The organism is Pseudomonas knackmussii B13 (assembly GCF_000689415.1).
Taxonomy (GTDB): Bacteria; Pseudomonadota; Gammaproteobacteria; order Pseudomonadales; family Pseudomonadaceae; genus Pseudomonas; species Pseudomonas knackmussii.
In genome coordinates this window covers 1,454,485-1,475,004 of the sequence record NZ_HG322950.1, presented here as the reverse complement: position 1 = coordinate 1,475,004, position 20,520 = coordinate 1,454,485, and the positions used below count along the sequence as shown (strand labels likewise).

The following is a 20,520-nucleotide window of genomic DNA, read 5'->3' as shown; positions in this document are numbered from 1 at the left end:
TGTTGGCGACTCCTGACCGACAAGGAGTCGCACATGCGCTGGCTACTGCCCCTGGCCGTTCTCGGCAGCCTCGCTCACCTGCTCGGCATGGCGCTGGATCTGCCCTGGCTGCGCATGCTGAGCAAACCGCTACCAATCCTCGTCCTGCTCCTCTGGGTTGGCGCCGCAAACCCCTCGGCCTACCGCCGCTGGATTCTGCTCGGCCTGGGCCTCTCGCTGCTCGGCGACATTCTGCTCGAATGGCCGCTCAACGCCTTCGTCCCAGGGCTCGCCGCCTTCCTGCTCGCCCATGTCGCCTACCTGGTCGCCTACCTCGGCGAAACGCGGCGACTCGCCCCACTGGCTCTGGTCTGCGCGGCCCTGCCCGGCATCGGCCTGTTCCTGCTTCTCGACAGCCACGGATTGGGCGAACTGCGCCTGCCCATCGCCCTCTACAGCCTGACCATCAGCAGCATGCTCTGGCGCGCCCTGGCCCGCCTCGCCACGCCCATCTCACCCAGCGCCTGGTTGGCCGCCAGCGGGGCGCTGCTGTTCATGCTGTCCGACAGCATGATCGGCATCAGCCGCTTCCTGGACGCCTTCGACGGCTCCGGCTACGCCATCATGATCACCTACTGGCTAGGCCAGCTCGGCATAGCTGCCTCGGTTAGTTTCGGGCGTAGGGCTCTGCCATACTCGCTGTCGGAATCCGCCACGTGAGCAATCCATGCTGCGATCCGCCATCGCTTCCCTGCTCTGTACAGCCGCCCTGGGCGCCGTCGCCGAACCCCTGCGCCTGGGCGGCGACGACTGGTGTCCGTACCTCTGCCCGGAGACACCCAACAAGCCCGGTTACCTGGTCGAGGGCCTGAGGCACCTGCTGCCCGAAACCCCCGAAGTCCAATCGCTGCCCTGGTCACGCGCCCTGCAGATGGCCCGCGACGGCCAACTCGACGGCGTGATCGGCGCCTACGCCGAGGAGGCCGAAGGCCTGCTGATCGGCCGCGAACCCATCGGCTGGGTGGAAATGCGCTTCTACACCCGTGCCGACAGTGCCTGGCAGTACCGCGGCCCGGCCTCGCTGGACAGCCTGAAGATCGGCCTGGTCCAGGGCTACTCCTACGGCCCGCAACTCGACGCCTGGCGCGACAGCCACCTCGACGCCCCTGAGCAGGTGCAGGTGCTCAGTGGCGAACGCGTGCTCGAGCGCAATCTGCAGAAGCTGCTGCTCGGACGCATCGATGTGCTGGTCGAGGACCATCGCATCGTCGACCGCTACCTGCATCGGCAGCATCTCGACAAGCAGGTTCGCAGCGCGGGCGGCCTACCGCACAAACGCCCCATGTACGTCGCCCTCAGCCCGCACCTGAAAGACGCGGCGGCGCGACTCGAAGCGCTAGACCAGGGCCTGCGCCGCATGCGTGAAAGCGGCGCCTGGGAGCCTCTGATGCGCGGCTATCTGGTATCTGTCGACTGATGCGGACCATCCGAAGAAAAGTCCGGCAGGTACACGCCCCATCGTCTATAGATCAAGGTACTCGGAAGTATCGAATGGAGACGTTTCATGCGTGCTGAAGTCCGTTTGATGGTAGTGCTGTGCGCCTGTTTGATGCTTTCCGCGTGCGGCAGCCTGTTGCCCAGCGAACGTGCAGAAGTGCAGTCGCCGTTCCTCGATTACCAGGATGCCCAGCACCGCTACGAACAGGTCGTGCCCGGCAGGACCACGCGCTCCCAGCTCCTCAGCCTGGGCTTCGATCCGCTGAGCCAAGGCAACGCCAAGATGCTCTCGTTCATCGACGTGCGTCTGCTCTTCGTACAGCCGAACATTCCCATCGACTACCTGCCGGACGGCCTGGTGACCTGCCTGCAGGCCAAGGATCGTTGCATCGGTTACTCCTTCGACTTCAGCAAGACCGACAGCCAGCGCGTCGGCAGCTTCTGGGCCGACCTGTTCAACTTCCGCAAGCGCCGCCAGGTCCAGGGCTGGTCGTTCCGTCCGGTGTTCGTGCTGATCGACGATGTGGTGGTGCACAAGGTCAGCAACGGCGAACCGAACATCCGCCGCGTCGAAGACAAGAAGAACCCCCTCGGCCCGCTGCAAGGCGCCGGCGAATACTTCTCCGACCAGCTCAAGTAACCCCAGCCCCCGTCGCCCGACGGTTGGGCCGACCGCCCTGCTCGGCTACAATGCGCACCCGGCGCCACCCCTGGCAGTCCGCCGGCTTTCCGCAGCATCCGTACCGAGGCCCTTCGCGTGAGCGAATCTGATCGCATCTTCTCCCAGCCCCTGGACCACGTCGCCGACTTCACCTTCAACGAGGATGTGGCGCGCGTCTTCCCGGACATGATCAAGCGCTCGGTGCCGGGCTACCCGACCATCGTCGAGAACATCGGCGTGCTCGGCGCGCGCTTCGCCCAGCCGGGCAGCCGGCTCTACGACCTGGGCTGCTCGCTGGGCGCAGTGACCCAGGCGCTGCGCCGCCACGTGAAGACCGACGGTTGCCGGGTGATCGGCGTAGACAACTCCGCCGCCATGCTCGCCCGCTGCCGTGAATACCTCAGCGCACAGGACGCCATGTACCAGGAGCTGCTGCCCGCCGAATTGGTGGAAGCGGACATCCTGCAGATGGACTTCCAGCCCTGCGCCCTGGTGGCGCTGAACTTCACCCTGCAGTTCATCGAGCCGGAGCGTCGTCTGGAACTGCTGCAGCGCATCCGCCAGGCCCTGCTGCCCGGCGGCGCGCTGATCCTCTCGGAAAAACTGCGCTTCGCCGACGCCGCGGAGCACGAACTGCTCAATGAACTGCACCTGGACTTCAAGCGCGCCAATGGCTACAGCGAACTGGAAATCGCCCAGAAACGCACCGCCATCGAGAACGTGATGCGCCCCGACACCCTCGAGGAGCACCGAGAGCGCCTCGCGCAAGCCGGTTTCTCCAAGGTGGTGCTGTGGTTCCAGTGCCTGAACTTCGCCTCGCTGATCGCCCTGCCATGATCGAACGCTTCGCCCTCGACAGCCTCTGCCGGGAACTGGCCGGCACGCCCCTGCAAGCCTGGAGCGAATCCCTCGCCGGGCAACTCGCCGCCAAAATCGAAGACGGCCATGGCGACCTGGAGCGCTGGCTCGGCGCGGTCGACCAACTGCCCGAGATTCGTACGCAAATCGTGGAGCTGGCCGAGCATTTCGCCCTGGAAGGCGATTGCGACGACGCGACCCGCCATACGCTGCGCAGTGCCCTGCAAGGCCTGATCCCGTGGCGCAAAGGGCCGTTCGACGTGTTCGGCGTGCACATCGACACCGAATGGCGCTCGGACTGGAAATGGGAGCGCGTCTCGCCGCACCTGGACCTGGCCGGCAAGCGCATCCTCGATGTCGGTTGCGGCAACGGCTACTACCAGTGGCGCATGCTCGGCGCCGGCGCGCGCAGCGTGGTGGGCGTCGATCCGAACTGGCTTTTCTTCTGCCAATTCCTGGCGATGAAGCGTTATCTGCCGGACCTGCCGGCCTGGCACCTGCCGCTGACGCTGGAAGAGCTGCCGGAGAAGCTGGAAGGCTTCGATACCGTGTTTTCCATGGGCGTTCTCTATCACCGCCGCTCGCCCATCGACCACCTCTACGCGCTCAAGGACTGCCTGCGCCGTGGTGGTGAACTGGTGCTGGAAACTCTGGTGGTGGAAGGCGACGTAAACACCGTGCTGGTGCCGGAAGACCGCTACGCGCAGATGCGTAACGTCTGGTTCCTGCCCTCGGTGCCGGCACTGGAGCTGTGGCTTCGCCGTGCCGGTTTCAGCGACGTTCGTTGCGTCGACCAAAGCCACACCACCGTGGAAGAGCAGCGCTCGACCCAGTGGATGCGCTACCAGTCGCTGCCGGAGTTCCTCGATCCGCACGACCACAGCCGCACCATCGAAGGCCTGCCGGCGCCGCTGCGCGCCACACTGGTGGCGCGCAAGCCCTGACAGTTATCTGGGTTCCCGCGTTCGCGGGAATGACGGATTCGAGGCTCACGCTTCCTGGCGTCATCCCCGCGAACGCGGGGACCCAGAATCGCGAGCTCAGCGGTTGGCCGCTGCCACGATCAGCGCCTTCATCTCCGCCACCGCCTGCTTGAAGCCAACGAACAGCGCGTGGGCCACCAGCGCGTGGCCGATGTTCAACTCGTTGATTCCGGCAATCGCCGCCACCGGCTCGACATTGTGGTAGTGCAGGCCATGACCGGCGTTGACGATCAGCCCATGGGACAGGCCGAACTCCACGCCGTCACGGATGCGCGCCAGCTCCAGGGCGGTTTCAGCGACGCTGTGGGCGTCCGCATAACGGCCGGTGTGCAGCTCGATAGCCGGTGCGCCGATGCGGGCGGACGCCTCGATCTGCCGCGGATCGGCATCGATGAACAGCGACACTTCACAGCCGGCAGCGGCCAGACGCTGCACCGCGGCGTGAATGCGCGCTTCCTGCCCGGCGACATCCAGGCCACCCTCGGTAGTCAGCTCCTGGCGGGTTTCCGGGACCAGGCAGACGTGCGCCGGACGGATGATCTCGGCGAAGGCCATCATTTCCTCGGTGACACCCATCTCGAAGTTCATGCGCGTCTGCAGCACTTCGGCGAGCACACGCACATCGCGGTCCTGGATGTGCCGGCGGTCTTCGCGCAGGTGCACGGTGATGCCGTCGGCGCCGGCTTCCTCGGCGTCCAGCGCCGCCTTCACCGGATCCGGGTAACGGGTGCCGCGGGCCTGGCGCAGGGTGGCCACGTGGTCGATGTTGACGCCCAGGAGGATGCGGTTGGCTTCAGTCACGGGGAGGCTCCTTACGATTCATGAAGAGTTCGCGGCTGACCAGCGGCCGGCCGCCGAGATGGGGTGCGAGGGCTTGGCGCATCAGGCGCTTGGCTGCGGCCAGGGCACCGGGAGCGCTCCAGTCCGCCTCGGCCATGGCCAGCAGGTCGGCGCCGTGGAACAGGCCCGGCTGCAGCTCGCCCACCGGTTCCAGTCCGGCGTCCGGCAACAGGCGATACAGGCCCTGGGGCGCCACGGATTGTCCGACAATATCCCGATCGAGAGCGAAACCATAGCCCAGCTCGTCCAGCAGGCGCCATTCGAAGGCGCGCAGCAGCGGCTCCAGCGGGCGCCCAGCGGCCAGCAGCGGCAAGGTCGCGCGATAGTGCTCGAAGAGGTCGGGATGCGGGACTTCCGCCGGCAGCAGGCGGATCAGCAATTCATTCAGATAGAGGCCGCTGAACAGCGCTTCGCTGGCCAGCAGGTTGGGGATGCCGGCGGCTTCCAGGCGCGAGACGTTCTTCAGCTCGCTTCGCCCGCGGAACTCAGCCTCCAGCGGCACGAAAGGCCGGGCCAGCGCTCCGGACTTGCCGCGCGCACCGCGCAGGACCGCACGCAGGCGTCCTTCGGGGGTGAAGAAGTCCACCAGCGCGCTGGTTTCCTTGTAGGGACGGCTGTGCAGGATGAAGGACGGCAGGGGGACGCTGACGAGGCTCATGCGCGGGAGCGGCCTTCAGGCAGGCAGCCCGCCGGAGCGGGCTGCCAGATGGATATCAGAGGTCGCCGTAGCCCAGCGAACGCAGGGCGCGTTCGTCGTCGGACCAGCCACCCTTGACCTTGACCCAGAGGTTGAGCATGACCTTGGAGTCGAACAGCACTTCCATGTCCTTGCGCGCGTTCTGGCCGATGCTTTTGATGCGCTCGCCCTTGTCGCCGATGATGATCTTCTTCTGGCCTTCGCGCTCCACCAGGATCAGCGCGTGGATGTGCAGGACGTTGCCTTCCTGCTTGAAGTCCTCGATCTCCACGGTGATCTGGTACGGCAGCTCGGCGCCGAGCTGGCGCATGATTTTCTCGCGCACCAGTTCCGCAGCAAGGAAACGGCTGCTGCGGTCGGTGATCTGGTCTTCCGGGAAGAAGTGCTCGCTTTCCGGCAGGCGCTCGGCAACCAGTTGCTCGAGCAGCTCGAGGTTCTGCCCGTGCTGGGCGGAAATCGGCACCACTTCGGCCTTCGGCAGCTGCTCGGTGAGCCATGCCAGGTGCGGCAGCAGCTCGGCCTTGTCTTCCATGCGGTCGACCTTGTTCACCGCGATCAGCACCGGGCAAGTGACGTGCACCACGCGATCGAGAACCATCTGGTCCTCATCGGTCCAGCGCGTACGGTCGACGACGAAGATCACCACGTCGACGTCCTTCAGCGCGGCGCTGGCCGAGCGGTTCATGTAGCGGTTGAGCGCCTTGTCGTTGTCCTTGTGCAGGCCGGGGGTGTCGACGTACACGGCCTGGATCGGACCTTCGGTCTTGATGCCCAGCAGGGTGTGGCGGGTGGTCTGTGGCTTGCGCGAGGTGATGGCCAGCTTCTGCCCGAGGATGTGGTTGAGCAGGGTCGACTTGCCCACGTTGGGGCGGCCGACGATGGCGACGTAGCCGCAGCGGCTGAGGTCGTCGTGTTGTTCAGTCATGGCCATTCTCCACGCCCAGGGCCACCAGAGCGGCGGCGGCAGCCACCTGCTCGGCGATGCGGCGACTGCCGCCATGACCGTGGGTCTTGTCGTTCAGCAGGGCCACTTCGCACTCGACGAAGAAGGTCCGGCAATGCGGTTCGCCCTGGATATCCACCACGTCGTAGCGCGGCAGATCGCAGGCACGCGATTGCAGGAACTCCTGCAGGCGCGTTTTCGGGTCCTTGTTGGTATCTACCGGGGTCAGCTCGCGCAGTTGCGGGCCGAGCCAGGCGAGGATGCGCTCGCGCGCGGAATCCATGCCAGTGTCCAGGTAGATGGCACCGATCAGCGCTTCCATGGCGTCGGCAAGAATCGACTCGCGACGGAAGCCGCCGCTCTTCAGTTCGCCGGAACCCAGGCGCAGGTAGTCGCCCAGCTCGAAACCACGGGCCAGCAAGGCCAGGGTCTCGCCCTTGACCAGCCGCGCGCGCAGGCGCGACAGCTGCCCCTCGCGGGCCTGAGGGAAGTGGGTGAACAGCGCCTCGCCGATGACGAAGTTGAGGATGGCGTCGCCAAGGAACTCCAGGCGCTCGTTGTTGCGCCCGGCGAAGCTGCGGTGGGTCAGGGCCAGGACCATCAGGTCCTGGTCCTTGAAGGTGTAGCCGAGCTTGCGCTCGAGTCGGTCCAGGGTATTGCTCACGGTGTTCTTACACGGAAGTCTTTGTCGAAGTGGACCACCAGGTCGAGGTTCTCGATCAGCGGCTCGCGTTTTTCATATTTCAGGTGCACGCGGAATTCGTTGTCTTCCAGCTGCACGTCCATCGCGTCCTGCAGTTTCAGGTCGCGGATGTTGTTGATGGTCAGCGCCTTGTCCACGTAAGAGTAGAACTCCGGAACGCTGCGCACCTCCGCGGCCTTGTCGGTTTCCACCGAGGTGATGGCCTTCTCGATGGAGTAATAGTCCAGGTAGTGCGGAATGACCTTGAACGCCGTACTGGCAAGAAACGCCACAATAGCCAGCACTACCATCCAGCCCAGCAGCGACAGCCCCTTCTGCGAATGCGCGTAAGTCATGGCGACCTCATTGTCGGTATGGTTCTTATGTCCCGCCGGTGGCGGTTCCAAGTGCAAGCGGGGCTGACCCGCTCCCCGCGTGCAGCCCCGCCTTATCGTTCTAGCACCGACTGCAGGGTCGGCGCTCGACGCATCTCACAATCAGTGAATCACGCCAACCCGCGAGAAGTTCGGCAGGTTGTGCAGCTTCGGATCCGGCCAGCTCATCCATACGGCGAACGCCTTGCCGACGATGTTGCGGTCCGGAACCATGCCCAGCAGCTCCTTGGGAATGCGCGGATCGTTCCAGTAGCGGCTGTCGTTCGAGTTGTCGCGGTTGTCGCCCATCATGAAGTAATGGCCGGCCGGCACCTGCCATTCGCGACCCGGCTCGATGCGGTAGCGGGTCATCTCCTGGCGGATCAGGTGTTCGACGTCACCCAGCTTTTCCTTGAACAGCGTAACGCTGCCCAGGCTACCCGGCTCCTCGCCGAGCAGTTGCTGTGCCACCAACTGGTCGTTGATGTACAGGCGCTTGTCGCTGGTGTAGCGGATCTTGTCGCCCGGCACGCCAACTACGCGCTTGATGTAGTTGATGTTCGGGTCGCTGGGATAGCGGAACACCATCACATCGCCGCGCTGCGGGTCGCCAACCGGGATCACCTTGGTGTCCAGCACCGGCAGGCGGATGCCGTAGGCGAACTTGTTGACCAGGATGAAATCACCGACTTCCAGGGTCGGCTTCATCGAGCCGGACGGAATCTGGAACGGTTCGACCAGGAAGGAGCGCAGCACCAGCACGATGAACAGCACCGGGAAGAAGGACTTGCCGTACTCGACCAGCACGGGCTCCTTGTTCAGCTTGTCCAGCACTTCCGGATCGGGCTCGGCGACCGAGCCCTGGTAGGCGGAGATGGCGGCTCGGCGACGCGGTGCGAAGAGCACCAGGTCGACCAGGGCCAGGGCGCCGCAAACGGCAACGGCGATCACCAGCAACAGCGGGAAATTCAGCGTCATAGAATCTAACTGTCCACTTTGAGCACGGCGAGGAAGGCTTCCTGCGGAATCTCCACGCTACCGACCTGTTTCATCCGTTTCTTACCGGCCTTCTGCTTCTCCAGCAGCTTGCGCTTACGGCTCACATCACCACCATAGCACTTGGCCAGCACGTTCTTCCTGAGCGCCTTGACCGTCGAACGGGCGATGATCTGCCCACCGATGGCCGCCTGAATCGCCACGTCGAACATCTGCCGCGGGATCAGCTCTTTCATCTTCTCCACCAGCTGACGGCCCTTGTAGGGGGCGTTGTCGCGGTGAACGATCAGAGCGAGGGCGTCTACCTTCTCGCCGTTGATCAGCACGTCGAGACGGACCAGGTTGGCCGGCTCGAAGCGGTCGAAGCTGTAGTCGAGCGAGGCATAGCCGCGGCTGGTCGACTTCAGGCGATCGAAGAAGTCCAGCACCACCTCGTTCATCGGCAGGTCGTAGATCACCTGGACCTGGCCGCTGAGGAAGTGCATGTCGCGCTGCACGCCGCGCTTCTCGATGCAAAGGGTGATGACGTTGCCCAGGTGCTCCTGGGGCACGAGGATGGTGGCACGGCAGATCGGCTCACGCATCTCGTCGATGGACGAGATATCCGGCAGCTTGGACGGGTTGTCGACATAAAGGATGTCGCCGTTCTTCTGCACGATCTCGAAGATCACGGTCGGCGCGGTGGTGATCAGGTCCAGGTCGTATTCGCGCTCCAGGCGCTCCTGGATGATCTCCATGTGCAGCATGCCGAGGAAGCCGATGCGGAAGCCGAAGCCCAGGGCCTCGGAGCTCTCCGGCTCGTACTGCAGCGCGGCGTCGTTCAGGGTCAGTTTCTGCAGGGCTTCGCGGAAGTCCTCGAAGTCATCGGAGCTGACCGGGAAAAGGCCGGCGTAGACCTGCGGCTTGATACGCTTGAAGCCCGGCAGTACTTCCACGTCCGGGGTGTTGGACAGGGTCAGGGTATCGCCCACCGGCGCGCCCAGAATTTCCTTGATGCCGGCGATGATGAAGCCTACCTCGCCGGCCTTGAGGTCCGGAGTCTCGGTGTGCTTCGGGGTGAAGACGCCGACGCTGTCCACCTGGTGGACCTTGCCGGTGGACTTCACCAGGATCTTGTCGCCCTTCTTGACGCGGCCGTGCTTGACACGTACCAGCGAGACCACGCCCAGGTAGTTGTCGAACCAGGAGTCGATGATCAGCGCCTGCAACGGAGCCTCGATCTCGCCCTCGGGCGGCGGAATGGTCGCGACCAGGCGCTCGAGCACCTCGTCAACACCCATGCCGCTCTTCGCGGAGCAGGCCACGGCGTCAGTGGCATCGATGCCGATGATGCTTTCGATCTCGTCCTTAACGCGGTCCGGATCGGCCTGCGGCAGGTCCATCTTGTTCAGCACGGGCATGACTTCCAGGCCCTGCTCGATGGCGGTGTAGCAGTTGGCCACCGACTGCGCCTCGACACCCTGGCCGGCATCCACCACCAGCAGCGCGCCCTCGCAGGCGGCCAGCGAGCGGCTGACTTCGTAGGTGAAGTCGACGTGGCCGGGAGTATCGATGAAGTTCAGCTGGTAGGTCTTGCCGTCCTTCGCGTTGTAGTGAAGGGTGACGCTGTGGGCCTTGATGGTGATGCCGCGCTCACGCTCGAGGTCCATGGAGTCGAGGACCTGGGCCTCCATCTCGCGGTCGGACAGACCACCGCACATCTGGATGAAGCGGTCGGCCAGGGTCGACTTGCCATGGTCGATGTGGGCGATGATGGAGAAATTGCGGATATGACTCAGGTCACTCACGGCTTGACACACTCGGAAGGCTGAAGGCGGTGATCCGCCGAAAAATAGCCGGGGAGTTTACCTGAAAATGCCGCGGCACGTCACGCCCGCGGCAGTTCGTCGGTGTCTAGTCCTGAAATAGGTTTACACCTCTCAGGCCATGCTCCAGACCTCAAAACGCCCGATGCACCGCATCGGGCGTTTTGTATTTCAGAGCCAGGTGAGGGCGCTCGCGGTTATAGATGTCGACGGCTTCACGCACCATGCGGCGCGCCTGCGCGAGGTCGGCGGGAGGATGCTCCAGCAACTCGTTCTTCAGGATGCCGTTGACGCGCTCAGCCAGCGCATTCTGGTAACAGTCGTAGCCGTCGGTCATCGAGCAGATTGCTCCGTGCTGCGCGTGCAGGCGTTGGTAAAGCCCCGAGCAGTACTGAATTCCTCGGTCGGAGTGATGCACCAGGGGTTCCTGCGTCGTGCGGCGCCGCAGCGCCTGGCTGTAGGCATGGGCCACCGACTCGGCGTGCAGGCTGTCGTGGACGTGATGGCCGACGATCTTGCGCGAATAGGCGTCGGTGACCAGGCTCAGGTACAGCGGGCCGCTCTGGCTGGGCAGATAGGTGATGTCGGCAACCCAGACGCGCTCCGGCGCATCGGGCAAGACCTGTTGCGGCCCTGGCTTGAGCAGATTGGGATGGCGATGGAACCGGTGAAAACTGTGGGTGGTCTTGTGGTACGCCCGCTTGGGTCGAACCAGCAGGCGGTGCTCGGCCAGCACCCGGAACAGGCGATCGCGCCCAACTCGCAACGCGGCTTCCGCTTGCTGCTGCAACAGATAATGCAGCTTGCGTGCTCCCAGGCGCGGCTGACGCATCCGCACCTGCCGCACGAACTGGGCGATCTGTCGATCCTGCTGGCTGCGCTGATCCGCCGCCCGGTTGCGCTGGTAGTACGCCTGGCGGCTGATGCCCATGAACTGGCAAGCCCTGCTAACACTCAGCGCTTGGACTTGCCTTTGCGTGAGGACTCGCCGGGACGCTTTTTTACGATCGAAACGCCGTAGTCATTCTCCAGCACATTCACCACGGCCTCGAAGAACTGCGCCTTCTGGCTCATCACCTCAAGCTGCTGCTCGAGTTCCTTGATGCGTTGTTCCGGGGTCAACGGCAATTTCGGGGTATTCATATCCGGGCTCCGAGCCTTTCGAAGGGAGGCGCCCTGGTTCCAGTCCTGCCGGCCATGCTTGCGTAACCACACCAGCACCGTCGAGCGGCCCTGGATGCCATAGCGGGCCTGAGCCTCCTTGTAGCTCATTTCGCCTTTTTCGACCTGGTCGACCACCGCCAGTTTAAAAGCCAGCGTGTAATCACGCTGGCTGCGACGAACACCTTCTGCCATCGGGGCTCTCCTGAAATAAGGGCGAAGGTGTAAACCTTATTCAGGACGGGACACGGGCATGAAAAAGGGCGGTGAACACCGCCCTTTTCCGTCCTAGCCGGTCAATCGCCCAGCTTGAAGGTGATGAAGCTGGCGCGCCCCTGACGAAGTACTCGCATGGAGACCGATTTGCCCTTGGGCAGCGCCTTGGCGATATCGGAGAATGCCTTGGCCGAATCCACCTGGCGGTTGTTCAGGTGGGTGATGACGTCCCCCGGACGCAGGCCGATCATCGCCGCCGGACCGTCCTGAACGTCCTTGATAACCACGCCGCCCTTGATATCCAGGGTCTTGCGCTGATCGGCGCTGAGGTCGGATACGGTCAGGCCGAGGCTATTGCTGCTGCGCTCGGCACCTTGCCCTTCCATCGCGGCGACTTCGTCCTCTTCGTCCGGCAAACTGCCGATAGACATGTTCAGGGTCTTGCGCGAACCATCGCGGAATACGTCCAGAGACGCCTTGTCGCCCGGCTTCATGCCTCCGACCAGGTGCGGCAGATCGGCCGACTCGTTGATGGCCTGGCCGTTGAGGCTGAGGATCACGTCGCCAACCTGCAGGCCGCCCTTCGCTGCCGGGCCATCCTGTACCAGCTGGGCCACCAAGGCGCCGGCCGGCTTGTCCAGACCGAGGGATTCGGCGAGATCCTTGCTGACCTCCTGAATCACCACGCCGAGCCAGCCGCGGCTGACCTTGCCGCCTTTCTTCAGCTGATCGGCCACGTTCATCGCCACATCGATCGGAATGGCGAAGGACAGGCCCATGAAGCCACCGGACCGGGTGAAGATCTGCGAGTTGATACCGACCACTTCACCCTGCAGGTTCAGCAGCGGACCACCGGAGTTGCCCGGGTTGATCGCCACGTCGGTCTGGATGAAGGGCACGTAGTTCTCGTTCGGCAGGCTGCGCCCCTTGGCGCTGACGATGCCGGCGGTCACCGAATGGTCGAAGCCGAACGGCGAACCGATGGCCAATACCCACTCGCCGACCTTGAGCTTGTCGGAGTCACCGAACTTGAGGGTCGGCAGACCTTTCGCGTCGATCTTCAGCAGGGCCACGTCGCTGCGCGCGTCGGCGCCAATCAGCTTGGCCTTGTGCTCGCTGCGGTCGGACAGGCGGACGACGATCTCGTCGGCGTCGGCGACCACGTGGTTGTTGGTCAGCACGTAGCCATCGTCGGAAATGATGAAGCCCGAGCCCAGGGACTGGGCCTCGCGCTGCGCGCCGCGGGGCGGACGCTGACCACCCTGGCCACGCGGCATGCTGCGCTCAATGAAGTCGCGGAACATCGGCGGCAGGCCTTCAAGATCGGGCATCTGCCCGCTGGCGACCTGATCCGGCACCTTCTGCGTGGTACTGATGTTCACCACGGCCGGCGAGGCTTTCTCCACCAGTTGAGTGAAGTCAGGCAATTCAGCGCGGGCGACGGCTGTCAGGCTCAAAGCCAACAGGGCGACCATCGCAGCCATACTGCGTTTCAGGGTTTGCATGGACTACAGCTCCCGTATTGAAAGGGAAGTTTGACTAGGCGGGCCCCTCGGCCCTCGTGATCAGCGCGCGCAACACGACGGGTTGCGACGCCGGATCATCCAAATGGCGTCGCGCATGGCGACGCACCAGCAGCCAGGCCGCGAGGAATCCCGCCAGTCCAGCCACGATCAACCAGGAATCGCTCAGACCATAGCACTGCGCCAGCAGAGCGCCAGACAACAGTCCAAGCAGGGGAAGCAGGTAGAACATCAGGGCGCTTTTCAGCAGCAGGTCTTCGCGCAGGCCGAGCACCACGGAATCGCCCATGTTCAGATGCAGATCACAGAGGGCGCGCACCTGCCCGCGCGAAGCGCCAGCACCCAAACGCTGCAACACGCCTCGGCCGCAGCCGGCATTCGCGGCGCAACTGGAGCAGGTGCTCTGACGCAGGGTTTCGACCCAGACGGCGCCGGGCTCGACGCCAACCACCCGCCCCCGCTCTTCGATCACTGGCCGGCAGCCCCCTGCGCCCGGGGCCGTACCGACATGGCGATCCGCTCGGCGGTGCCACTGGGAATCTCACCGACGACGGTGACCATCATTCCGCCATCTTCGGTATTCAAGCGCTTGGAGACTACCGCGGTCGGACCTAGCTGGGTCCGCGCATCGTCGATCTTGGCGCCGTGCAACGGCTCGATGAAGATCGAGAAACGCGCCAGACCATCGCCGTAATCGAGGCTGACGACTTGATCATCGGAAACCGAACTGCGGCGCATGAATGTGCTGCTGAGGGTAAAGCCGGGCGGAACCCACTCGGACTGCCAGGCTACTTTGGACGCCTCGCTGGGCTTGCCCTCGGGCACCGCCTGGCAGCTGTCCGAAGGCTTGAGGGCGTCATCCCCAGGAGCGTCGACGCTCAGCTGGGTGAACTGCAGGCGCTCGAGAATCTGCCCTTTCTCATTGAGCAACAAGGACTTCAGGGGCAACCCGGTTTCCTTGTCGATGTGCAGCTCGAATCCATAGCGATACTGGTCACGCGGGACCAACCCGACGACCACGGCATCGCGACCGGCGATTCGCGACTCACCGACCACACGCATGTCGTACCAGGAGGACAGGTCTGCAGCATTCAGCTGACGCGCTGGCCACAGCTGCCCCGCGCCGAGCTGGCCGGACATCCCACCGGCAATGCACTGGGTGACTCCGCCGGCGCGCACCACTTCCTGGCGCGGCCCGTCCAGCTGCAACAGGCGCTCGCGCACCGCACCGTCGCCGTTGACCTGATGCCAGATTTCATGGGTGGAGAAGACGCCGTTGCGCTCGTAGACGAAGGTGCCGTGGAAGCTCTGTCGCTGCTCGACACCCGCGAGGCGCTTGACCCAAGACATCGCATCGGCGGCTTGCACAGGACCTGTCAGCAAACCGCCAAGGACGAACAACAGAATGGTGGCGCGCATGTCGCTCCTTACTGGGTATCAGCGACTTTCCAGGCTCGCGGCACGCGCATAGGGCAAGGCGCTGTCAGTTCCGTTCACTGCCGACTGCTGGGCATGCTGACGGAGATACCCGGGAAGCCGCTGTTCATGCCAGGTGGTCGGGCTGCCCGAACCGCCAGTGATGACCTGCGGCGCGTCTTCATCCTGGTTGTAGCCAGCCAGAACTGCCGGCCCCTGCACCTGCGGAAGAGCAATCTGCGGGGTGGCGCCTTGCTGGGCCAGCGCACCAGGAGCAACGCTGTCATTTTGATGGTATAGACGAACACCCGCCAGAACGGCCAGCGTCACCGAGGCGGCGACCGCCAGACGGCCGACATTGCGCCACGGATTGCGGCGCGGTTGTGCCGGCGCAGCCTCTTCGGCCAGCGCAGCGGACACAGCGGCGGCGATGTCCAGCTTCGGCATCACCGGCTCGCGGTGCATGACTGAGCGTGCCAACTGGTAGCGCGACCAGGTCGCGCGCAATTCCGCATCTTCGCCGCAGGCTGCGAGCACGCGGCGCAGTTCGAGCTCATCCGCTTCGTTATCCATCACAGCGGACAGCGACTCCTGCAGGGCTTCACGACTCATGGCGTACCTCTCTTGGCTTTTGCCGCCGTATCAGGACTCATCATGCAGCAAAGGCTGCAAAGCTTTGTCTATCGCCTCCCGCGCACGGAAGATCCGTGAGCGGACGGTTCCCACCGGGCATTGCATCACGGTGGCGATATCCTCGTAGCTCAATCCCTCGAATTCGCGCAGGGTCAAAGCCGTACGCAAGTCCTCTGGCAACTGCTGGATGGTGCGATGGACCGTTTCCTCGATCTCATCCCGCAACATTGCCCGCTCCGGTGACTCGATATCCTTCAGCGCGTGATCGCCCTCGAAGAATTCCGCGTCCTCGGCTGTTACATCACTGTCTGGAGGCCGTCTACCGCGAGCCACCAAGTGGTTTTTCGCGGTGTTGATGGCAATCCGGTACAGCCAGGTATAGAAGGCACTTTCGCCGCGGAAGTTGCCCAAAGCGCGATACGCCTTGATGAATGCTTCCTGGGCGACATCCTGGGCCTCTTGGGCGTCGTGCACGAACCGCACGATCAGGCCGAGGATCTTGTGCTGGTACTTCATTACCAGCAGATCGAATGCCCGCTTGTCTCCGCGCTGTACCCGTTCTACCAGTTGCTGATCCTGTTCCTGGGTTAGCATGCATGCTCCTCTACGTGCCTGAAGGAGCTGCGAGTGCCCTGCATAATCACCTTGCCAAAATAGACTCGGACGTTTCGCAAAAGTTCTCCCCTCCAGGCGTACGCCGCACAGTTTTTTTTACCGCTTCGCGGAAACCGGCCCGAATTCTCTGTATCAGGCCGCTGAAATCACTGTAACGGACGAACAACCGCCGCCTTTTCCTGTCCACTTTTGATTACAGAAAAAGGCTTCAGACATTCACCGTTAGAACCGGAATGACTGGAAAAAGTTCCAGTCGCGACACCCGTGTACATGAGCTGCAGCCTGGGCGCTGCGCTGTACTCGGGCAGAAGGCCGCTATTGTGCCGCTCCCCCCATCTATATACTAGGCCGCCACCATCGGGAGTCAGCGCATGAGCGAGCATTTTCAGCATGATGTACTAGTGATCGGCAGCGGTGCTGCGGGCCTGACGCTGGCCCTCACCCTGCCTGATAACCTGCGCATCGCAGTGCTCAGCAAAGGCGAACTGGCGCAAGGCTCGACGTTCTGGGCCCAAGGTGGCGTCGCGGCAGTGCTTGACGACACCGACACCGTTGAATCCCACGTCGAAGACACCCTGAATGCCGGCGCCGGCCTCTGCCGCGAAGACGCCGTGCGCTTTACCGTCGAGCACAGCCGCGAATCCATCCAGTGGCTCATCGACCAGGGCGTACCCTTCACCCGCGACAGCGAACCGGCACGCGAGGATCGCGGCTTCGAGTTCCACCTGACCCGCGAGGGCGGCCACAGTCACCGGCGTATCATCCATGCCGCCGATGCCACCGGCGCGGCCATCTTCAACACCCTGCTGGAGAAAGCCAGGCAGCGTCCGAACATCGAATTACTGCCGCAGCGGGTCGCCGTCGACCTGATCACCGAGCGCAAGCTGGGATTGCCCGGGCAACGCTGCCTCGGCGCCTATGTGCTGAACCGCGACAGTGGCGAGGTCGACACCTTCGCCGCGCGCTTCACCGTGCTTGCCTCCGGCGGCGCCAGCAAGGTCTACCTCTACACCAGCAACCCGGACGGCAACTCCGGCGACGGCATCGCCATGGCCTGGCGCGCCGGCTGCCGCGTCGGCAACCTGGAGTTCAACCAGTTCCACCCCACCTGCCTTTACCACCCGCAGGCCAAGAGTTTCCTGATCACCGAAGCGCTGCGCGGCGAAGGTGCGTACCTGCGCCTGCCCAGCGGCGAGCGCTTCATGAAACGCTTCGATCCGCGCGCCGAACTGGCGCCGCGGGACATTGTCGCCCGCGCCATCGACCACGAGATGAAACGCCTGGGTGCCGATTGCGTGTACCTGGACATCAGCCACAAGCCGGCCGAGTTCATCAAGGAACACTTCCCCACCGTCTACGAACGCTGCCTGGCATTCGGCATCGATATCACCCGAGAGCCGATCCCGGTGGTCCCTGCCGCCCACTACACCTGCGGCGGCGTATTGGTGGACGAGCACGGTCATACAGATGTCCCGGGCCTGTATGCCATCGGCGAAACCAGCTTCACCGGTCTGCATGGCGCCAATCGCATGGCCAGCAATTCGCTGCTCGAATGCTTCGTCTATGCCCGCTCGGCTGCCGCCGACATTCAGGTACGCCTGGCGCAGACGCCGGAGCCGCAAGCGCTGCCGAGCTGGGACGCCAGCCAGGTCACCGACTCCGACGAAGACGTGATCATTGCGCACAACTGGGACGAACTGCGGCGATTCATGTGGGACTACGTTGGCATCGTGCGCACCAACAAGCGCCTGCAACGTGCCGAGCACCGCGTACGCATGCTGCTCAGCGAGATCGACGAGTTCTACAGCAACTACAAGGTCAGCCGCGACCTGATCGAGCTGCGCAACCTGGCCCAGGTCGCCGAGCTCATCATCCATTCGGCCATGCGCCGCCACGAGAGTCGGGGCCTGCATTACACCCTGGACTATCCGCAGCAGTTACCTGAAGCGCACGACACTATTCTGGCGCCGCCCACCTATCACGACTGAAGCGCAAGCGCAGCCGCAGGCGCCGGTGTTCATCCGGCGCCAGGCTGTCGGCCGGCAGGCACAGACCGCGCGTGATGAGGCTGCCGGGCAACCGGAAACGCAACACGATCAGACTAGGCAGCGCCAGGCTGTCGGCACACAGCTGCACCGGGCTCCAGCCCTGGTGCGGACACCACAGCTGCCAGCCTTCGTTATCGTGACGCAGGGCGCCGAAGGATTGCGGACTTCGCAGCAGAATCTGTCGCGGCAATGCCCAGAGGGCGTGGGACAAGCAGAGCAGCAGACCCAGGATCTGCCAGAGAGGAGGTATGGCGGCAAGCAACAGCGCCGCGATGGCCAGCGCAAGGCAGGCCAGATATGCCGCCAGCAGCCAGGTGGAGGGCCGCCAGCGGCATTCGAAGGGATCAATGCGGCTGGACACGATCCAGGATCATGCGAACGATGTGGCGCAGGTCGGCATCTTCCGGCTCGCCGCGCTGCATGAACCAGCCGAACATGTCCTGGTCCTCGCACTCGAGCAGCTTGCGGAAGCGCGCCTGGTTCTCCGCGTCGAGACCCGGGTAGACCTCCTGCACGAAAGGCACCAGCAGCACGTCGAGTTCCAGCATGCCGCGGCGGCTGTGCCAGAAGAGTCGTTTCAGTTCGGTTTCGTCGGTCATCTGCGGTTCCTCGGCGCTACATCGAAAGCTCCCGGCAGGGCGCCAGCCCGATTCCGTGAAGCGAGCGGCATTATACGCATGCCCCGCCCTCCCGGCACCCGCTGACAAGCGCAGGTCCCGGCTCTATGATGAGGCCCCTAACTTTCTTCCAGCGACACGTAATGGCCGATTCCGCGCTCTACACCGCCCTGACCCACGAAGGGGTCCTCGCCATCCAAGGCGTGGACGCCAGCAAATTCCTCCAGGGCCAGGTCACCTGCAATCTCAACTACCTCGACGCCGGAACCTCCAGCCTGGGCGCGCGCTGTACGCCCAAGGGCCGCATGCTGTCCAGCTTCCGCATCCTCGCCCAGGGCGAAGGCTTCCTGCTGGCCATGGCCGCCGAGCTGCTGGAAGCGCAGCTGGCCGACCTGAAGAAGTACGCAGTCTTCTCCAAGGCCACCCTGAGCGACGCTAGCGGCGACTGGACGCGCTTCGGGTTGATCGGCGGCGACGCCGTGCTCGCCAGCCTGGATCTGACCCTTCCGGCTGCCACCGATAGCGTTGCCCGCGCCGGCGAGTTGCTTGCCGTTCGTCTGGGTGAAGGCCGCGCCGAACTCTGGGTGCCCGCCGCGCGCGCCGCAGAAATCCGCGAGCTGCTGGACGCCAGCCTGAACGAAGGCAACCTCAACGACTGGCTGCTGGCCCAGGTCCGCGCTGGCGTTGGCCAAGTCTTCGGCGCCACCCGCGAGCTGTTCATCCCGCAGATGATCAACCTGCAGGCTGTCGGTGGCGTGAGCTTCAAGAAAGGCTGCTACACCGGCCAGGAGATCGTCGCGCGCATGCAGTACCTGGGCCGCCTGAAGCGTCGCCTGTACCGCCTGGCGCTCGACGGCTCGGACCTGCCGGAAGCTGGTAGCGAACTGTTCTCGCCGGTGCACGGCACCAGCGTCGGCGAAGTGGTGCTGGCCGCGCGCGCGGACGCTGGCGTCGAGCTGCTCGCCGTGCTGACGGACGAATCCGTCACCGACGGCCGTATCCGTCTAGGCCAGGCAGAGGATGGCCCTGTGCTGCGCCTGCTGGATCTGCCTTACACGCTGGACAGCGACCGCGAGATCCAGCGCTGACCGAATTCCATGCCGGGTGGGGAGCCCGGCGTCCCTGAAGGAAACGCCATGAGCAAGCTTGCCGAGAAAGTACAACAAGACCTGCTGCGCGCCATCGACAACGACGAGCTGGTGCTGCCAACCCTGCCGGAAGTGGCTCTGCGCGTTCGCGAAGCGGCCGAGGACCCGGATGTCAGCATCCAGGACCTGAGCCGGGTGATCGGCAACGACGCCGCCCTCACCGCGCGCATCATCAAGGTGGTGAACAGCCCGCTGCTGCGCACCAACAAGGAAATCACCGACCTGCAGATGGCCATCGGCCGCCTGGGCATCAACTACACCAGCAACTTGGCGACCGGCCTGGCCATGGAGCAGATGTTCCAGGCCACCTCCGACGTGGTCGACCGCAAGATGCGCGAAGTGTGGAACAAGAGCACCGAGATCGCCGGCATCTGCCACGCCCTGTGCCGCCACTACACCCGCCTGATGCCTGACCAGGCGACCCTCGCCGGCCTGGTACACCAGATCGGCGTGCTGCCGGTGCTGACCTATGCCGAGGAGCACAGCGAACTGCTGGCCGACTCCATCAGCCTCAATCACGTGATCGAGCGCATCCACCCGATCATCGGCGACCGCATCCTCAAGACCTGGGAATTCCCGGCGCCCATCGCCTCGGTGCCAAGCCAGTACCTGAACTTCGAGCGCGACTCGGCGAAGGTGGATTACGTCGATCTGGTCCAGGTCGCCACGCTGCAGAGCTACGTGGGCACCCAGCATCCGTACACGGCGATGGATTGGACGCGTATTCCGGCCTTCGCCAAGCTCGGCATCGACCCGAACGCCGACCTCAAGGACGACGAAGACCTATCGGCTGCCATGGAAGCTGCCATGGGCATGCTGCAGTAACCG

General features: G+C 64.1%; 23 protein-coding genes. 8 read left to right on the top strand and 15 right to left on the bottom strand.

From position 1 onward, the window contains the following. The first annotated feature begins 33 nt into the window (after nt 1–33). The 5 genes from PKB_RS07050 (at nt 34) to cmoB (ending at nt 3,939) form a co-directional block, all read left to right on the top strand. Nucleotides 34–699: a lysoplasmalogenase gene (locus PKB_RS07050; RefSeq protein ID WP_043250258.1), complete on the top strand. Its 666-nt coding sequence runs from the start codon at nt 34–36 to the stop codon at nt 697–699. Between the two features lie 7 nt (nt 700–706). Next, on the top strand, nt 707–1,456 hold the full coding sequence (locus tag PKB_RS07045) for a substrate-binding periplasmic protein (protein ID WP_043250255.1): 750 nt from the start codon (nt 707–709) through the stop codon (nt 1,454–1,456). 87 nt (nt 1,457–1,543) lie between these two features. Further along, on the top strand, nt 1,544–2,116 hold the full coding sequence (locus PKB_RS07040; RefSeq protein ID WP_043250253.1) for a hypothetical protein: 573 nt from the start codon (nt 1,544–1,546) through the stop codon (nt 2,114–2,116). A 117-nt stretch (nt 2,117–2,233) separates the two neighbouring features. Continuing rightward, nucleotides 2,234–2,974 (top strand): carboxy-S-adenosyl-L-methionine synthase CmoA, encoded by a 741-nt coding sequence (gene cmoA, locus PKB_RS07035; RefSeq protein WP_043250251.1) that lies wholly within the window; start codon nt 2,234–2,236, stop codon nt 2,972–2,974. Next, entirely contained in the window at nt 2,971–3,939 is a 969-nt protein-coding gene (cmoB, locus tag PKB_RS07030) for a tRNA 5-methoxyuridine(34)/uridine 5-oxyacetic acid(34) synthase CmoB (protein WP_043250248.1), read from the top strand. The genes cmoA and cmoB overlap by 4 nt, the downstream gene beginning before the upstream one ends. Before the next feature lie 96 nt (nt 3,940–4,035). Here the strand turns inward: cmoB and pdxJ are convergent, their stop codons facing one another. The 13 genes from pdxJ to rpoE form a co-directional block, all read right to left on the bottom strand. Further along, a complete protein-coding gene (gene pdxJ / locus PKB_RS07025; protein ID WP_043250245.1) occupies nt 4,036–4,779 on the bottom strand; it encodes a pyridoxine 5'-phosphate synthase in 744 nt (247 codons plus the stop codon). Then, nucleotides 4,772–5,476: a DNA repair protein RecO gene (gene recO / locus PKB_RS07020; RefSeq protein ID WP_043250243.1), complete on the bottom strand. Its 705-nt coding sequence runs from the start codon at nt 5,474–5,476 to the stop codon at nt 4,772–4,774. Before recO ends, pdxJ begins: the two co-directional genes overlap by 8 nt. A 55-nt stretch (nt 5,477–5,531) precedes the next feature. Then, nucleotides 5,532–6,440 carry a GTPase Era gene (era, locus tag PKB_RS07015; RefSeq protein WP_043250241.1) on the bottom strand — a complete coding sequence of 303 codons (909 nt, stop codon included), beginning with the start codon at nt 6,438–6,440 and terminating at the stop codon, nt 5,532–5,534. Next, nucleotides 6,433–7,122, bottom strand: a complete 690-nt coding sequence (gene rnc / locus PKB_RS07010) for a ribonuclease III (RefSeq protein ID WP_043250239.1) — start codon at nt 7,120–7,122, stop codon at nt 6,433–6,435. Before rnc ends, era begins: the two co-directional genes overlap by 8 nt. Continuing rightward, a complete protein-coding gene (locus tag PKB_RS07005) occupies nt 7,119–7,496 on the bottom strand; it encodes a DUF4845 domain-containing protein (RefSeq protein WP_043250238.1) in 378 nt (125 codons plus the stop codon). The genes rnc and PKB_RS07005 overlap by 4 nt, the downstream gene beginning before the upstream one ends. A 141-nt stretch (nt 7,497–7,637) precedes the next feature. Next, nucleotides 7,638–8,492, bottom strand: a complete 855-nt coding sequence (lepB, locus tag PKB_RS07000) for a signal peptidase I (protein ID WP_043250235.1) — start codon at nt 8,490–8,492, stop codon at nt 7,638–7,640. A 5-nt stretch (nt 8,493–8,497) separates the two neighbouring features. Next, nucleotides 8,498–10,297 (bottom strand): translation elongation factor 4, encoded by a 1,800-nt coding sequence (gene lepA / locus PKB_RS06995; RefSeq protein WP_043250233.1) that lies wholly within the window; start codon nt 10,295–10,297, stop codon nt 8,498–8,500. A 151-nt stretch (nt 10,298–10,448) separates the two neighbouring features. After that, a protein-coding gene (locus PKB_RS28990; protein ID WP_156958000.1) for an IS3 family transposase occupies nt 10,449–11,671 on the bottom strand; the annotation gives its coding sequence in 2 pieces (ribosomal slippage) (nt 10,449–11,320 and nt 11,320–11,671; 1,224 coding nt in all). A gap of 101 nt (nt 11,672–11,772) precedes the next feature. Further along, a complete protein-coding gene (locus PKB_RS06980) occupies nt 11,773–13,197 on the bottom strand; it encodes a DegQ family serine endoprotease (protein WP_043250230.1) in 1,425 nt (474 codons plus the stop codon). A 34-nt stretch (nt 13,198–13,231) separates the two neighbouring features. Next, a complete protein-coding gene (locus tag PKB_RS06975) occupies nt 13,232–13,687 on the bottom strand; it encodes a SoxR reducing system RseC family protein (RefSeq protein ID WP_043250227.1) in 456 nt (151 codons plus the stop codon). Next, nucleotides 13,684–14,634 carry a MucB/RseB C-terminal domain-containing protein gene (locus PKB_RS06970; protein WP_043250225.1) on the bottom strand — a complete coding sequence of 317 codons (951 nt, stop codon included), beginning with the start codon at nt 14,632–14,634 and terminating at the stop codon, nt 13,684–13,686. Before PKB_RS06970 ends, PKB_RS06975 begins: the two co-directional genes overlap by 4 nt. An 18-nt stretch (nt 14,635–14,652) precedes the next feature. Then, a complete protein-coding gene (locus tag PKB_RS06965) occupies nt 14,653–15,243 on the bottom strand; it encodes a sigma-E factor negative regulatory protein (protein ID WP_043250223.1) in 591 nt (196 codons plus the stop codon). 30 nt (nt 15,244–15,273) lie between these two features. Continuing rightward, on the bottom strand, nt 15,274–15,858 hold the full coding sequence (gene rpoE / locus PKB_RS06960; protein ID WP_043250221.1) for an RNA polymerase sigma factor RpoE/AlgU: 585 nt from the start codon (nt 15,856–15,858) through the stop codon (nt 15,274–15,276). Between the two features lie 392 nt (nt 15,859–16,250). On the opposite strand from rpoE, the gene nadB reads away from it, so the two are divergent. Beyond that, on the top strand, nt 16,251–17,867 hold the full coding sequence (nadB, locus tag PKB_RS06955; RefSeq protein ID WP_043250219.1) for an L-aspartate oxidase: 1,617 nt from the start codon (nt 16,251–16,253) through the stop codon (nt 17,865–17,867). Here nadB and PKB_RS06950 read toward each other — a convergent pair. Both PKB_RS06950 and PKB_RS06945 read right to left on the bottom strand, forming a co-directional pair. Further along, nucleotides 17,836–18,288: a protein YgfX gene (locus PKB_RS06950; protein WP_043250217.1), complete on the bottom strand. Its 453-nt coding sequence runs from the start codon at nt 18,286–18,288 to the stop codon at nt 17,836–17,838. The two genes, nadB and PKB_RS06950, sit on opposite strands and share 32 nt — an antisense overlap. After that, nucleotides 18,272–18,526, bottom strand: a complete 255-nt coding sequence (locus PKB_RS06945) for an FAD assembly factor SdhE (protein ID WP_043250215.1) — start codon at nt 18,524–18,526, stop codon at nt 18,272–18,274. The genes PKB_RS06950 and PKB_RS06945 overlap by 17 nt, the downstream gene beginning before the upstream one ends. 161 nt (nt 18,527–18,687) lie before the next feature. Between PKB_RS06945 and ygfZ the strand changes: the two genes are divergently transcribed. Then, on the top strand, nt 18,688–19,632 hold the full coding sequence (gene ygfZ / locus PKB_RS06940) for a CAF17-like 4Fe-4S cluster assembly/insertion protein YgfZ (protein WP_043250213.1): 945 nt from the start codon (nt 18,688–18,690) through the stop codon (nt 19,630–19,632). Between the two features lie 48 nt (nt 19,633–19,680). Continuing rightward, nucleotides 19,681–20,517 (top strand): HDOD domain-containing protein, encoded by an 837-nt coding sequence (locus tag PKB_RS06935; RefSeq protein WP_043250210.1) that lies wholly within the window; start codon nt 19,681–19,683, stop codon nt 20,515–20,517. The last annotated feature ends 3 nt before the right edge of the window (nt 20,518–20,520 follow it).

What these genes read in the sequence shown, in the direction of transcription:
- PKB_RS07050 (WP_043250258.1), top strand. Translation starts at nt 34, where the DNA reads ATGCGCTGGCTACTGCCCCTGGCCGTTCTCGGCAGCCTCGCTCACCTG.
- PKB_RS06945 (WP_043250215.1), bottom strand. Translation starts at nt 18,526, where the DNA reads ATGACCGACGAAACCGAACTGAAACGACTCTTCTGGCACAGCCGCCGC.
- PKB_RS07005 (WP_043250238.1), bottom strand. Translation starts at nt 7,496, where the DNA reads ATGACTTACGCGCATTCGCAGAAGGGGCTGTCGCTGCTGGGCTGGATG.
- PKB_RS06965 (WP_043250223.1), bottom strand. Translation starts at nt 15,243, where the DNA reads ATGAGTCGTGAAGCCCTGCAGGAGTCGCTGTCCGCTGTGATGGATAAC.
- era (WP_043250241.1), bottom strand. Translation starts at nt 6,440, where the DNA reads ATGACTGAACAACACGACGACCTCAGCCGCTGCGGCTACGTCGCCATC.
- rpoE (WP_043250221.1), bottom strand. Translation starts at nt 15,858, where the DNA reads ATGCTAACCCAGGAACAGGATCAGCAACTGGTAGAACGGGTACAGCGC.
- nadB (WP_043250219.1), top strand. Translation starts at nt 16,251, where the DNA reads ATGAGCGAGCATTTTCAGCATGATGTACTAGTGATCGGCAGCGGTGCT.
- PKB_RS06935 (WP_043250210.1), top strand. Translation starts at nt 19,681, where the DNA reads ATGAGCAAGCTTGCCGAGAAAGTACAACAAGACCTGCTGCGCGCCATC.
- cmoB (WP_043250248.1), top strand. Translation starts at nt 2,971, where the DNA reads ATGATCGAACGCTTCGCCCTCGACAGCCTCTGCCGGGAACTGGCCGGC.
- recO (WP_043250243.1), bottom strand. Translation starts at nt 5,476, where the DNA reads ATGAGCCTCGTCAGCGTCCCCCTGCCGTCCTTCATCCTGCACAGCCGT.
- lepB (WP_043250235.1), bottom strand. Translation starts at nt 8,492, where the DNA reads ATGACGCTGAATTTCCCGCTGTTGCTGGTGATCGCCGTTGCCGTTTGC.
- PKB_RS07040 (WP_043250253.1), top strand. Translation starts at nt 1,544, where the DNA reads ATGCGTGCTGAAGTCCGTTTGATGGTAGTGCTGTGCGCCTGTTTGATG.
- PKB_RS06980 (WP_043250230.1), bottom strand. Translation starts at nt 13,197, where the DNA reads ATGCAAACCCTGAAACGCAGTATGGCTGCGATGGTCGCCCTGTTGGCT.
- PKB_RS06970 (WP_043250225.1), bottom strand. Translation starts at nt 14,634, where the DNA reads ATGCGCGCCACCATTCTGTTGTTCGTCCTTGGCGGTTTGCTGACAGGT.
- ygfZ (WP_043250213.1), top strand. Translation starts at nt 18,688, where the DNA reads ATGGCCGATTCCGCGCTCTACACCGCCCTGACCCACGAAGGGGTCCTC.
- PKB_RS07045 (WP_043250255.1), top strand. Translation starts at nt 707, where the DNA reads ATGCTGCGATCCGCCATCGCTTCCCTGCTCTGTACAGCCGCCCTGGGC.